At 62.2% G+C, this 12848-nt stretch carries 12 protein-coding genes; 7 read left to right on the top strand and 5 right to left on the bottom strand.

All coding sequences use genetic code 11. The annotated features are described in order from the left end of the window. Positions 1-35 precede the first annotated feature (35 nt). Positions 36-3752, top strand: a complete 3717-nt coding sequence (locus tag ACVWYF_RS01255) for an AAA domain-containing protein (protein ID WP_457063810.1) — start codon at positions 36-38, stop codon at positions 3750-3752. 28 nt (positions 3753-3780) lie between these two features. On the opposite strand, the gene ACVWYF_RS01250 is transcribed toward ACVWYF_RS01255, so the two are convergent. The 4 genes from ACVWYF_RS01250 to ACVWYF_RS01235 form a co-directional block, all read right to left on the bottom strand. After that, positions 3781-4704, bottom strand: coding sequence for an FKBP-type peptidyl-prolyl cis-trans isomerase (locus ACVWYF_RS01250; RefSeq protein WP_457063808.1), 924 nt, complete (start codon positions 4702-4704; stop codon positions 3781-3783). 54 nt (positions 4705-4758) lie between these two features. Further along, entirely contained in the window at positions 4759-5190 is a 432-nt protein-coding gene (locus tag ACVWYF_RS01245) for a ribosomal maturation YjgA family protein (RefSeq protein WP_457063807.1), read from the bottom strand. Between the two features lie 34 nt (positions 5191-5224). Continuing rightward, on the bottom strand, positions 5225-6043 hold the full coding sequence (locus tag ACVWYF_RS01240) for an oxygenase MpaB family protein (protein WP_457063805.1): 819 nt from the start codon (positions 6041-6043) through the stop codon (positions 5225-5227). 196 nt (positions 6044-6239) lie between these two features. Beyond that, on the bottom strand, positions 6240-8558 hold the full coding sequence (locus ACVWYF_RS01235) for an efflux RND transporter permease subunit (RefSeq protein ID WP_457063803.1): 2319 nt from the start codon (positions 8556-8558) through the stop codon (positions 6240-6242). A 232-nt stretch (positions 8559-8790) separates the two neighbouring features. On the opposite strand from ACVWYF_RS01235, the gene ACVWYF_RS01230 reads away from it, so the two are divergent. The 6 genes from ACVWYF_RS01230 to ACVWYF_RS01205 all read left to right on the top strand — a co-directional run bounded on the left by ACVWYF_RS01230 (position 8791) and on the right by ACVWYF_RS01205 (position 12050). Then, complete coding sequence (locus tag ACVWYF_RS01230; protein WP_457063801.1) at positions 8791-9249, top strand: ankyrin repeat domain-containing protein; 459 nt, start codon at positions 8791-8793, stop codon at positions 9247-9249. Positions 9250-9325: 76 nt separating this feature from the next. Next, a complete protein-coding gene (locus ACVWYF_RS01225) occupies positions 9326-9532 on the top strand; it encodes a hypothetical protein (RefSeq protein ID WP_457063799.1) in 207 nt (68 codons plus the stop codon). Positions 9533-9625: 93 nt separating this feature from the next. Further along, on the top strand, positions 9626-10306 hold the full coding sequence (locus tag ACVWYF_RS01220; RefSeq protein ID WP_457063797.1) for a hypothetical protein: 681 nt from the start codon (positions 9626-9628) through the stop codon (positions 10304-10306). A 14-nt stretch (positions 10307-10320) separates the two neighbouring features. Next, on the top strand, positions 10321-11115 hold the full coding sequence (locus tag ACVWYF_RS01215) for a thymidylate synthase (protein ID WP_457063795.1): 795 nt from the start codon (positions 10321-10323) through the stop codon (positions 11113-11115). Positions 11116-11123: 8 nt separating this feature from the next. Further along, on the top strand, positions 11124-11639 hold the full coding sequence (locus tag ACVWYF_RS01210; protein ID WP_457063794.1) for a hypothetical protein: 516 nt from the start codon (positions 11124-11126) through the stop codon (positions 11637-11639). A gap of 36 nt (positions 11640-11675) precedes the next feature. Beyond that, positions 11676-12050: a hypothetical protein gene (locus ACVWYF_RS01205; protein ID WP_457063792.1), complete on the top strand. Its 375-nt coding sequence runs from the start codon at positions 11676-11678 to the stop codon at positions 12048-12050. On the opposite strand, the gene ACVWYF_RS01200 is transcribed toward ACVWYF_RS01205, so the two are convergent. After that, positions 12045-12848, bottom strand: a complete 804-nt coding sequence (locus ACVWYF_RS01200) for an aminotransferase class IV (protein ID WP_457063790.1) — start codon at positions 12846-12848, stop codon at positions 12045-12047. The genes ACVWYF_RS01205 and ACVWYF_RS01200 overlap by 6 nt on opposite strands.

Below are 12848 nucleotides of genomic sequence, written 5' to 3'. Positions count from 1 at the left end.
TTTTAAGGGTTCGGCCGCCATTTCTCTACCTTTCGATGCCCACCCGCTACTACTCCCGCCTCGCCGCCCTGGCCGCCGACCCCGCCGCCGCGCCCGCCGACCAGCTCCCCAAGCTGCGCAAGCTGCTCGAAACCGTGCTGCGCGACGACTGCAAGGCCCGCGAAGCCCCGTTTGTCGACCTCAACCAGGCCATCGGCCAGGCCGCCTACACCCACGAGCTGCCCGCCGCCCTGCGCCAACAGCTGCAAGCCCTGCGCTTGGCCGCCAACCTGGTGGTGCATGAAAGCTACGCCGGCACCCGCGCCGAGGCTGCACGCGGCTTCGGGGCCGTAGCGGCGCTGGTGCTGCACCTCACCGGCGCGGCCTACGCCGGCCCCGCGCTGCCCCAGCCCCTGGCCGAAGCCGCTGCGCCCGCCGAAACGGCGGAACCCGCCGCTGCTGCCGCTCACATTCCCGAAGCCACCGCCAGCACCACCTGGCGCGTGCGGGTGCTGCACGCCGACCTGGCCACCGGCGCGCTCACCGTTGAAATGGCCGCCCCCGCCGATGGCCGCCCCGCCGGCCCCTTCGGCCTGCTGCTGCCCGTGGCGTATGAAAACGTGCTGCCGCTGGCCGCCGCGCTGCACCCCACACTGCACTTAATTGGCCCGGTGCGGCTGGCCGACGGCAGCGTGCGCGCCCGCCGCGTGGTGCTGGAGCCCGACTACCTCATCAGCGTCACCACCATTGCCGAGTGCGCCCAACGCGACGGCACCATCCCCGAATGGGCGCTGCTAAACGCCTTTCTGCCCGATGAAACTTCGCGTCCGCTGGTGCTCGGAAACCTCGTGAACCTGCTGCTTGACGAAGAAGTGAGCCACGCCGGGCGGCAGGAAGAATCGAAAACGAGGCAGGCTGCGGCCAATAAAATACAGCAGCGGGAGCGCCTAGCGAAACTGGCCGGCCACGCCGTTGCCACGGCTGAGCCGGAAGCTGAAGTCGAAACTGCTGATTTGGTAGCGGCATCCGCTCCCCACCTCGAACTAACAACCGACAACGAACAACCAACCGCCAAAGACTTCGACCTAGAAACCTTCTTCCGGGGCCGGCTTTTCCGCTCGGCTCCGCTCTCGCTCAGCACCCTGCCCGAGTTCCAGACCCGCACCGGCGTGCCCGAGCTGCTAAACGACCTGCGCCGCCACCACCGCACCCTGCGCGAAACCCGCGCCCTGGGCTTCGTGGCCGCCAGCCGCACCGGCTACCAGCAGGAACCTCTGCGCCTGGCCGACTGCTTCCTCGAACCCACCTTCCTCTCGGCCACCTACGGCTTGCAGGGTCGCCTCGATTTGCTTCACGAAAGCAGCACCGGCTACGACCTCATCGAGCTCAAAAGCTCGACCAAAGTGCCCCACGCCGAACCCTGGACCAACCACGCCGCCCAGGCCCAGCTCTACCGCCTGCTCCTGGAATCGGTGTTTGGGGCCGATGGGGAAACCGCCGGCCGGGGCCGCACCAGCATCCTGTACTCGAACGCGGCCAGCGGCCAACCCGCCGTGCGCCGCGTCGACCAGGACCAGGATTTGATTGACCGGCTCATCTCGGCCCGCAACCAGCTCGTGGGCACCGAATTGCAGCTGGCCCGCGCCACCGGCCCCCGCCAAACGGCCCACCTGCTGGCCCCCGTACTGCACCCCAACCTCATGGCCCTGCCGCCCTTCGGCAAAGCGAAGGCCGAAAAAGTAGCCAACGCCTGGGCCGCCGCCGACTCCGTGGAGCGCGCCTACTGCCTGGAGCTGGCCCGCTTCTCGGCCCGCGAAATGCGCCTCACCCTGCTCGGCGACGAAGCCCGGCCCGGCGACGCCGGCGGGCAGGCCGGCCTCTGGCTGCTGCCCCAGGCCCGCAAGTATCAAAACTTCAGCCTGCTTGATGACCTGGAGCTAATCGAAGACCATAGCGGCGCGCCCGATGATGCCCGCGACGGCCTCGGCCCGCACCTCATCTTTCAGCGCCCCGCCGGCGGCCGTGAAGTCAACTTCCGCGCCGGCGACACGCTCATCCTGTACCCGCGCCGCCGCAACGCCCGCGAAACTGCCGCTCCCGAAGCCGCCCAAGAAACAGCAGTTTCCAATTCAGCCGAAGGCAATTCGGAAATTCACCAATCCACCAGCCCACCAGTCCACCAGTCCACCAATCAGCCAATCCACCAGCTCAGCGTATTGGATGCGCAGGTGGTGAAGGTGGTGCTGGCCGAAGACCTCGGGGCCGATGGCCGCGTGGTACTCAGCGTGCGCAACCGCCGCATGGCCCCGCGCTACCTGCTGGGCCACTCGCACTGGGCCCTGGAGCCCGATACCTACGACACCTTCCGGCGCGAGTGGGCCGGCCTCTCGTCCTTCCTCGGCCTGAGTCCGGAGCGCCGCAAGCGCCTGCTGGCCCGCACCGGCCCGCGTGAGCCCGAAGGGTGGAGCCCCACTGCCGCGCCCGCCACCACGGCCCCTGAAGTAGTGGCCCGCGCCCTGGCCGCGCCCGACTGGTTCGTGCTTTGCGGCCCGCCCGGCACTGGAAAAACCCGCAGCGTGCTGCGCGAGCTGGCCGAAAACCTCTACAAAGAAGACAAGCAGGTGCTACTGGCCGCCTACACCAACCGCGCCGTGGACGAAATCTGCGAGCAGCTGGTGGAGGCGAAGTTGCCGTTTATTCGGGTCGGTTCGCGGTTGGGGACTTCGCCGCAGTACCGGCCTTACCTGCTCGATGCCATGATTGCTGACTGCGGCAGCCGCCAGACCGTGCGCGCCCGTCTCACCGGCACGCCCTTTTACGTGGGCACGGTAGCCAGCCTGCTGGGCAAGCCCGAGCTGTTCATGCTCAAGCAGTTTGATGTGGCGGTGGTGGACGAGGCCAGCCAGGTGCTGGAATCGCCGATGCTCGCGCTGCTGGCCAAGGTGAAGAAGTTCATCCTCATCGGTGACCACCGCCAGCTGCCCGCCGTGGTAGCCCAGGAGCCCGAAACCAGCGCCATTGCCCCCGAAGTGGCCGAGCTGCTGCGTGAAAACCTCGGCCTTACCAACCTGCGCAACTCCTACTTCGAGCGCCTGTTCCGGCGCGCCGAAGCGCACTGGCCGCACGCCCACGGCACCCTCGCCGACCAATACCGGATGCACCAGGAGCTGGCCGTGCTCGTCAACCAGGATTTCTACGACGGCCAGCTGCGCTGCCCGCAGCCCTGGCAGGCCGCCCCGCTCGACCGCGCCGCCTGGCCCGCTGCTTCCGATGATTTTACCGCCGCGCTACGCCGCCAACGGGTGGTTTTTGTTCCTACCCAGCGCCAGCCCGAGGATTTGTCCATGAAAGAATCGGCGCAGGAAGCCGAACTGGCCGCCCGCGCCGCTGCCTACGTGGCCCAGGGATATGGTCCTAATTTCAATCCCGAAACCACGCTCGGCATCATTGCCAGCTACCGCAACCAGGCGGCCCGCATCCGCGCCCGGCTGGCCCAGCTGGCCCGCGAGCTGGCCCTGCCCGCCCTCGCCCAAATCAGCGTCGATACCGTGGAGCGCTACCAGGGGAGCCAGCGCGAGGTCATTATTGTGAGCTTCTGCTGCCACCACGAGCACCAGCTGGAACTCATGGTATCGCCCGATGAAACCGGGCAGGTCGACCGCAAGCTAAATGTGGCCCTCACCCGCGCCCGCCAGCAATTGGTGTTGCTCGGCAACGCGGAAATGCTAAGCCGCGCCCCCCACCACGCAGCCCTGCTGGCCCGGGTGCGGTAGCGCGGCTCCGCATTTTCTGGTACCCTTTCTATTTAATGTCGACCACTTCTATCTCGAAGCGCAACACGGTATTGGGGCCGATGCTGGAGGAAGACCCGGCGGGCCCATAGGCCAGCGCCGACGGCAGTAGTATCTCAGCCTTGTCGCCGATGTGCATCAGCCCCACGCCTTCCTCAAAGCCCGCAATCAGCTGGCCGCGCCCAAAAGGGAAGACCAGTGGCGTGTTGTTGTGCAGCGAGGAGGCATCGAACACCGTGCCCGTCGCATCGAGCAAATGCCCGGTATATAGCACCGTAACCGTGTTGCTGATGGCCGGCCGCACGGCGCTGGCGTTGGTGGTAACGGGCAGGAAATAGAGCCCCGAGGTTTGTTTCTGAGCCGTGGTAATGTGATTGGTGGCCAGGTAACTGGTAATCAGGGCATCGTCGATGGCCGCGAAGTCCAACACTTCCACCTCGAAGCGCACCACCGAATTGGCCGGAATGGCCCCGTTCGCAGTGGACCCGCCATAAGCCAGGCCGGAAGGAATAAGCAGCTCGGCCTTGTCGCCGATGTGCATCAGGGCAATGCCTTGCTCAAAGCCCGGAATCAGCTGCCCGGCTCCCACTTTGAAGGTGATGGGCACGTTGTTGTGCTTGGAAGAGGCATCGAAAACAGTGCCCGCAGCATCCAGTAAATGAGCAGTGTACAGCACCGATACCGTGGCACCGGAGGCAATTTGCACCCCATTCGGTTTCGTCGCCACCGGCAGGAAATAAAGACCGGAGGCTTGTTTCTGGGCCGTGGTGATGTTGTTGGTGGCCAGGTACTGCGTGATGATTTCCTGGTCAACCCCGCTGTAATCTTTGATTTCGGGGTCGTCTTTCTTGCAGGCGGTGGTGAACAGGCCGGCGCAGGCCAGCAGGGTTAACAAGAACAGGCGCGTTAGCGAGGCGGAAAAATAAGGTTTCATAGGCTGGTTTTTGTGGTAAAAATAGGACATTAAGACCGGCAGAACACGGGCTTGTTACCCGACGTTCGCATTTTTTGCCGGGATAGTAATTCCTGCGGCCGCAATCTTTCGCAAACGGATGGCGCTAAAAATGCCCTCTAGGCCCAGGCCCATCCCAATTCCCAGCGTGTAGGCCAGCATGTCGGCCCACTCAAAGCTGCTGCCCAGCACAATGCGCGCCACCCGCGAATGCTGCCAGCCCAGCCAGCTCAGCAGGTTCACATACTGCAATGCCTCAATAAGATAAGCGGTAAACAGCACCCCCAGGGCCACTTTCTTTGGCGGAGCGGTAAGCAAGCCCCGGGCAAAGCAATAGAGGAAAACGGTAGCCAGAAAATCGCCGGCGTAGGGCCGGATGATTTTGTCGTGTACGAACAAGGCGATGAAGACTTCCAGCAGGAATAACACGCTGGCCATCAGTAAATAATATTTCTGAATGCGAATCATGTGACGATGAAAATCACGGAGTGTTTGAATGCTGCTAATGCATCGGGCACCGGCGGGCGGCTTGCATGGGCACTGCCTGCTCGGCCAGCGCCACGGGTGCCGCATCAAGGGCCTGAATCCGGTCCCGATACTCCGCCGGCAGCATGGCATTTCTGGCCCACCGGCTTGGCTGCCAGCGCCGGGTGCGGCGGTAATAAGCCACGGCAGGGTTGATGAAAAACCCGCCGGGCAGCTGCAACAGCTGCCGCACCCGGGCCGGCACCACCAGGCCCTGCACCAGCCGCAGCAGCCGGTAGCGCGGGCCGCCCAGATGCCGCCGGTATTGCAAATACAAATCCGCCGTGTAGGCGCTGGCGGCCGTGTCTTGGGCCAGGTGCTGCTCGCGGGCAGCGCGCCAGGCCGGGTAGGAGGTGGGCAAATCGGGCACGCCCATGCGCTGCCCCACGCGGCAAAACACCGTCACAATTTCCTCGCGCTCGGCCTCGGTCAGGGGCCGTTCCAGCACCTCAAAAGCCCGCATAGAATAGCCAATGAGCATAAACAGCACGTCGCGGTAGGCCCAGGCCGGAATGGCCTGCCCCCGGCGCGCCTCCACGGCCGCGTGGATGGCGGCAATGCTGTCGATGGCCCGCTCGGCCCCGGCCCGGTCGGCAAATACGATGCGGCGGGCATAGTCGACTGTCGAAAAGAGCCGCGCCAATGGGTCGGCGGGCAGGCGGCCGGTGAAGTAGAGCCAGTCCACCGCCTTGTTGAGGGCAAACTCGGCCGCCGCCCCGGCAAAGATGAACAGCACCGTATCGGCAGTGCCCCAGATGCGGCGCACGATGGAATTGGGGGCTACGAAGTAATCCATAACATGTTTCTAGCGGAAGCAAATTCAGAATACCGGGCGACCGGCTGATAATTCTACTGCAAATTTAGAAAGAACTTTGTAATTCAAAGTTATTGTCCCGGATTACTTAGGTGTGAGCAGGGGGATTGTCCCGCACCCTACATCCTACTTCTGTGACGGCTATAAACCAGATTTTAGCCTTTTCTATCCGGCTCAGCTATTTGCGTAACAAGTCCGGCACCACCGCACCAACCACTGCCACTTTCGGCCGCTTGTAGAAATACAGTATCAGCAGGGGCAGCAGCGTCAGTTCGGCCACCACGCCGAACAGCAGCGTGAGGCCAATGAGCAGGCCGACGTAAAACGTGCCGTCGAACTTGGAAAACAGCAGCGTGGAGAAGCCCCCCACCAGAATCAGCGAAGTAGTGATAACAGCCTTGCCAGCCAGCAAATAGGTGTAGCGCACGGCCTTAAAAATGTCCGGCTCCTTGCCCAGCGTAAGACGCAACTTGCTGATGAAGTGGATGGTATCATCAACGGCAATACCGAAGGCGATGGTGAAGATGATGCTGGTGCTCACCTTCATGTTCACGCCGGCCAGGCCCATCACGCCGGCCACGATGATGATGGGCAGCAAGTTGGGAATGAGCACCACGAGGGTCATGCGGAAGGATTTGAACAGCGCCAGCACGATGAGCGTGACCATGGCCACGTCGATGGCCATGCCTTGAATCATGTTCAGGGTCAGGTTCTCGTTGTTTTTGTCGATGAGGTTGGACGAGCCCGTGAGTCGGGTGCGGAGCACGGTGCTGTCGGTGCCGGTGCGCAGGTAGCGGCGCAGGGCGGCATTCAGCTTATCGGCCCGGATGCTGCCCACGTCGGCCATGCGGCCGGTGAGGCGGCCGGCCGAGCCATCGGGCAGGGCCAGGGCGCTGAATTCGGGCTTTTTGCGGAACTGCCGGAGCTTGCCGCGCAGGCCGCGCATTTCGAGGGTGTCGATGGGCAGGCGGTATTCGGCCAGGCTGCCGCCGTGCAAGGCCTTGCGCACCGATTTCACCAGCGTGACGGGCGAGGCGGCGAAGCGCAGGCCGTAGGCTTTCGCTAAGTACCCCTCTATTCGTTCGGTCTGGCGCAGCACGGCCAGGTCGTAGATGTCGCGGCCGGGGGCCGGTTTCAGCTCCAGCTCGAAGGGCCGCACGCCGGCAAACTGGCGGTCGAAAAAGGCGAAATCCTGCCGCACGGGGTCGCTTTTGGAAAGGTCATCCAGCAGCGACGAATTGATGTGGACCCGCGTAGCCAGCCCGATGGAAACGGCCAGCACCAGCCCACTCACCGTGAAAATCAGCCGCCGCCGCACCAGCACCTGCCGAAACAGGCGGCTGAGCACACCGTCCCAGCTGTGGCCCTGGCGGCGGGGCTCGCGCAAGGCCGGTTTGCCCAGCAGCACCAGCATGGCCGGCAGCAGCGTGAAGCTGAGGATAAACGCCAGTATAACGGCCACGCCCGTGAACAGCCCGAAGTTGTGAATGGGCCGAATCGTACTCGTCATCAGCGTGAAAAACCCCAGGCTGGTGGTGAGCGCCGACAGCCCCGACCCAAACCCCGATTCCTTGATGGTGACGCGCAACGCGTCTTTCTTGCTGGCCCCATAGCCCAGCTCGCTTACGTAGCGACTAATGATGTGGATGGTGTCGCTCATGCCCACCACGAACAGCATGAGCGGGAGCAGGGCCGTCATCAAATCGATGCTGACCCCAAACGCGGCCATGATGCCCAGGCCCCACAAAATGGCCCCCAGAACCACCACCAGCGGCAGCACCACGCCCCACCACGTCCGAAACGTGAGCCAGAGCAACCCTGTGACGAGCAGCACCGACAGCGACATGAACACCACCAATTCCCACTTCAGCCGGTCCACGAACACGGACTGCGCCACGATGCGGCCCGCGAAATGCACCCGCTCATCCGCAATGTGCAGGCGGGCTAGGCCACCGCGCAGGGCCGCAAACAGGGAGTCGCCGGGCGGCTTTTCGAGGTCGGGCGTGAGCTGGAGCACCAGGGCCAGGGCGCGGGCATCGGGGCTGAACACGTTGCCGGCCAGGCCGGGCGTGCGGTAAATCAGGGTCGAGTCGGCGGCGCGGCGGGTGGGGTCGGCGCGGTAGGTTTCAGGGTGCAGGTAGGGGAGGCTGAACACGCCCAGGCCCTCGACCACGGTATTGGCCAGGGTGGTGGGGGAGGTGACGTGCCGCACGTCCTTCTGCCGCGCCGCCAGCCGCGTCAGGGAGTCCACCTGAGCCAGGAAAGCGGGGTCGAACACGGTGCGGCCAGCGGGGGCTTCCACGCCCAGCAGCAGGTAGTCGTTGTCGTTGCCGAAGCGCTGGGTGTAGCCCTGGTAGTAGTCCAGGTCAGGGTCGCCGGCGGGGTAGAAGTCGTTGAAATTGTAGTTGAACCGCAGCTGGGCCACGAAAAAGGCGCTCAGGGCCGTGAGCAGGCCCAGCACGAGCAGGGTGGTGTAGGAGTAGCGGCGAAGGGACATTCGAATGGTGAAGCGGTTTGGCACCCGCCATCCGGCGGGTAGCGCGGAATGGCAGATTTCTTCCGTTTAACAAGCCGCCGGCCACAACGTTCGGCCCGCGCGTCCCGGTAGTGTTACTTTTTAGGTAAAGGCTTATAATTATTATAGCACAGGCGTTTTTCGCGCAATTCGCACCGCCGGCGGGCGCATCTTTGTGAATTATTTACTCCAAAATGTATTGCTGAGTCAGGATATGAAGAGCGCATTATTGTTGGTTGCTGCCGTGTTTTACTTCGTTACCACGGCCCCGGCCCAAACGCCCACGCCCGCCCAAAGCCTGAAAAAAGCGGTGCTGAAAAGCGACCTGCCCACGGCCGAAGCCCTGCTCAAAGCCGGCACCGACCCCAATACCCCCATCGAAATTGTGCCGGGCTCGGCTACTACCTACCTCATCACGGCCGCTACCAACAACAGCCTCGATGTGGTGAAGCTGCTGCTGCAAGCCAAAGCCCAGGTCAACCAGGTCGATGCCTTTAAAACCACGGCCCTCATGACCGCCGTGAGCAAAGGCAACGCCGCTATCGTCGCGCTGCTGCTGGCCAGCGGGGCCGATGCGCGGGCCAAAGACGACGACGGCAAAGATGCCCTGGCTCTGGCCAAAGAAGGCGGCAACAAGGAAATAATCGCGCTGCTGGAGCAGAAGCTGAAGTAAAGCCCGGCCGTGGTGTATCTTAGGGTCTGCGAATAATTGGTTGCTTTAATTATCCCCTCACCCCACTTCGTTTCCCATGAAAAATACCCTGCTCGCCCTCGCCCTGTTTGCCTTCGCCGGCACTACCGCCTTTGCCCACGACGGCCACGACAAGCCCGGCCAGAAAGGCAAGAAAGAAACCTGCACTAAAGGCATGGCCGGCGGCTCGTCGTGCTGCATGAAAGGCGGCAAAACTGCCAGCGTGAAACCCGCCGCCAAGCCGGAGGCTGCCGTTAAACTGTAATTACCACTGGCGGCTTTGGCCGCTGCTGAGAAACGAAAAGCCGCTTCGGAAACGAGGCGGCTTTTTATAAATTTAAATTTTTGCGTTCGTAGAATGTCCAAGCTCACTTATTCAAGCCTGAGAATGGCCTTTCTGCTCTTCTTTATTTTCTGCGCTCTATCTGGTAAGGCACAGCACTGGAATAGAGTCAGCATTGATGATTCAACAACAGTAGATTTTCCTGGACACGTTAAGCGGAAGAAGTCTGTGGAAAAATCTGTGGAAACGCTAGCCTGCTTTTACCAAGATGAGAAAGCTGTATATCTAACTGCCCTACAACATGATGCTTATGGTGGAAACCCAATAGCGACCGAGTTAACACAGTTCTATGACGAAGCCCTAAAGGGAACACTGTCGGCGGCAGGCGGTGGTCAAATCATCGCCCAAAAGCCGTTTACTGTAAATGGTTTCAATGGGATTGAGGCACAGTATGAAACACCCAACAAGCCAGATTTACCCAGAGTTAAATTTGTAAGATTACTGATTGCTAACGGGACTTTTTATAGTCAAAGTTTTTGGACAAATTCTGAGCAAGACCCTGAAATAATTGAAAGACGTAACCATTTCTTTTCTTCATTTCATACAGAGGTAAAGATGACTGCCCCTGTTGACCCAGAAACCCAAACACGGGCTTACAAACTAGGCTCACTGATGGGAAGTCTGGTTTTTTACGGAGCTTTGGTAGCCATATTTGTTGCAATTGTGCGGCGATATTCGAAGCCCAAATCAGCATAGCTAAGTTTTTATTCATGCGCCAATACCAAGCCCTGCTCCGCCAAATCCTCGACACCGGCACCGTGAAGACCGACCGGACAGGTACCGGCACGGTATCCATTTTTGGTCCGCAGCTGCGGTTCAATCTGGCCGAGGGCTTCCCGCTGGTGACCACCAAAAAGGTGCATTTGAAGAGCATCATCCACGAATTGCTGTGGTTCTTGCAGGGCGATACCAACATTGCCTACCTCCGGGAGCACGGCGTGAAAATATGGGACGAGTGGGCTGATGCCAACGGCGACCTCGGCCCCGTGTATGGCCACCAGTGGCGCAGTTGGCCCGACGGCCACGGCGGCCACATCGACCAGATTGCGCAGATTATCCAGCAGCTCAAGACCCAACCCGACTCGCGCCGCATCCTCGTCTCGGCCTGGAACGTGGCCGAACTGCCGGAGATGAAGTTGCAGCCCTGCCACGCCCTGTTTCAGTTCTACGTGGCCGATGGCAAGCTCTCCTGCCAGCTCTACCAGCGCTCGGCCGACGTGTTTCTGGGCGTGCCGTTCAACATTGCCAGCTACGCGCTGCTCACCCTCATGTTGGCCCAGGTGGTAGGGCTGCAACCGGGTGAGTTCATCTGGACCGGCGGCGACACCCACCTCTACAGCAACCACCTGGAGCAAGCCCGTCTGCAGCTGGAGCGCGAGCCGCGCCCGCTGCCCCAGATGCACATCAACCCAGCGGTGACCGATATTTTCGGGTTCCAATACGAGGATTTTAAGCTGGAGAATTACGAGCCGTGGCCGGCCATCAAAGCGCCTGTGGCCGTATAGGCGGCAGCATGAAAAACAGCGCGCTGGGGATAATCATGGGAGGATGCGCGCTGCTGGCGGCCGGCCCGGCCTGGGCGCAGTATGCCGCGCCGGGCTTCCCCATGCTGCCGCAGGGCCGCCTGCCGGTGGTGAAGGCTCCCGCAAAATTGCAGTCGCCCATCCTGCCGCGCTTCTGGCACGAAGCCGACCCAGGCAAGCTGGCAGCGGGCCGCACGCAGTTCTTCGAATTCGTATCGGAGCACGCCAAATTTCCGGATGCCGCCCGGCCCACGCCCGCGCAACCCAAGGCCCCGCTGCCCACCGGCCGCCTGTTGGTGCGCGTGCTGGTACGGCCCGATGGCTCGGTGCGCCAGCCGCCCCGCGTGATGCGCCGCGAGCTGGCGATGCCCGAAAGCGCCTACCCGCCCGCCGCCATCCAAGCCCTCGATGCCGAGGCGCAGCGGGTGCTGGGGGCCTTGCGCTTCGTACGCTCCAAGTCGGTGCAGGACTCGCTGGTGGTGCCCATGCGATTTATTGAGCAATGAGCGTTTAAGCGTCGGCTATTTCCTCTTTCACCCAGTTTGATTTCAGTTCATCGCAAAAGTCAGTTCAAGATGTTAGGCGATTTCATTAGTGAGGTTTTAGGCGAGATGATTGTAGTGCCGCTATTCAATACCATCGTAGCGGTTGTTTGGTCGGTGGTGCGTAACTCAACGCTGCTGGCGCTTTATCCCATTATGCTTTTCACGGGCCTGCTGCGGTTGTGGCTGCGAGAGCGGAGCCGCCATAGCTTGAGCCATTTGTGGCGGGAGCATGGGCCGGCGGGTTTGCATCGTTTTGGCTGGCAGGAAGCCGCCCTCGACGTGGAGTCTGTTTGCGCGACTGTGCTGATTACGTTGGCCGGCGCTGGTATTTGCCTGGTCGCTTATGCGATTCTGAGCCAATGGTTTTTATAAGGCACGAAGTAAATGCAGTAGCTCGGGCCGTGATGCTTCAAACCATGCATTGCCAACTTGCCGCACCGCCCGCACCACCGCCACATTCGCCGTAAAAACCGCATCCGCCGCCAATAATTCCTCCTTAAAAAACAGCTCCTCCCGGCAATCCACGCCCGCCGCCCGGGCCGCCCGTAGCACCTGCGCCCGGCGCACGCCCGCCACGCAGCCCGTTTCAAGCGCGGGCGTAAACAGCACCTCGTCCTTCACCCAAAAAATAGCCGCCGCGCTCGCCTCTGCCACATGCCCGGCCGCATCGCACAGAATGATTTCATCCAAGCCGCGCTGCTGCCGTTCGTGGGCGGCGCGCACGTACAGCCACGCCTGTGGCCCCTTGCAAAAGCTGAGCGGAGAATGAATGGAATGCGTTTCCAGCGCAAAACCGGCCTTTTCGATGGGTGTTTCATCGGGCACGAAGGCTTCGGCGGTGGCCAGCCATTCGGTGGTGGCGGTGGTGGGGGAGTAGCGGCCGCCGCCGGCGCGCCAGAGTTGCAGGCGCAGCCGGGCGGCGGGCAAAGCATTGGCGGTGGCGAGGCGGGCCAGGGTGGTTTCCAGGGCTTCGGGCGTGGCGAGCTCGGTGGGCAGCGCGAGGTAGAGGGCGGCGGCGGCCCGTTGCATACGCTGGCAATGACCGGCCGCGAGGCGTAGGCGATGGTCGGCGAAAATCAGGGTTTCAAAAAAGCCGTCGCCAAACGCCAGGCCCCGGTTGGGCAGGGGCAGGGTGGCGGCGGGCAGCAGGTGGTTGTTGAGCAGCAGCAT

Source organism: Hymenobacter sp. UYAg731, assembly GCF_054061335.1.
This window is presented reverse-complemented; position numbering and strand designations above follow the sequence as displayed.

Coding starts and splice junctions, on each gene's coding strand:
- ACVWYF_RS01240 (WP_457063805.1), bottom strand. CDS start 6,043: ATGGATTACTTCGTAGCCCCCAATTCCATCGTGCGCCGCATCTGGGGC.
- ACVWYF_RS01210 (WP_457063794.1), top strand. CDS start 11,124: ATGAAAAACAGCGCGCTGGGGATAATCATGGGAGGATGCGCGCTGCTG.
- ACVWYF_RS01225 (WP_457063799.1), top strand. CDS start 9,326: ATGAAAAATACCCTGCTCGCCCTCGCCCTGTTTGCCTTCGCCGGCACT.
- ACVWYF_RS01230 (WP_457063801.1), top strand. CDS start 8,791: ATGAAGAGCGCATTATTGTTGGTTGCTGCCGTGTTTTACTTCGTTACC.
- ACVWYF_RS01220 (WP_457063797.1), top strand. CDS start 9,626: ATGTCCAAGCTCACTTATTCAAGCCTGAGAATGGCCTTTCTGCTCTTC.
- ACVWYF_RS01235 (WP_457063803.1), bottom strand. CDS start 8,558: ATGTCCCTTCGCCGCTACTCCTACACCACCCTGCTCGTGCTGGGCCTG.
- ACVWYF_RS01200 (WP_457063790.1), bottom strand. CDS start 12,848: ATGCTGCTGCTCAACAACCACCTGCTGCCCGCCGCCACCCTGCCCCTG.
- ACVWYF_RS01255 (WP_457063810.1), top strand. CDS start 36: ATGCCCACCCGCTACTACTCCCGCCTCGCCGCCCTGGCCGCCGACCCC.
- ACVWYF_RS01250 (WP_457063808.1), bottom strand. CDS start 4,704: ATGAAACCTTATTTTTCCGCCTCGCTAACGCGCCTGTTCTTGTTAACC.
- ACVWYF_RS01245 (WP_457063807.1), bottom strand. CDS start 5,190: ATGATTCGCATTCAGAAATATTATTTACTGATGGCCAGCGTGTTATTC.
- ACVWYF_RS01215 (WP_457063795.1), top strand. CDS start 10,321: ATGCGCCAATACCAAGCCCTGCTCCGCCAAATCCTCGACACCGGCACC.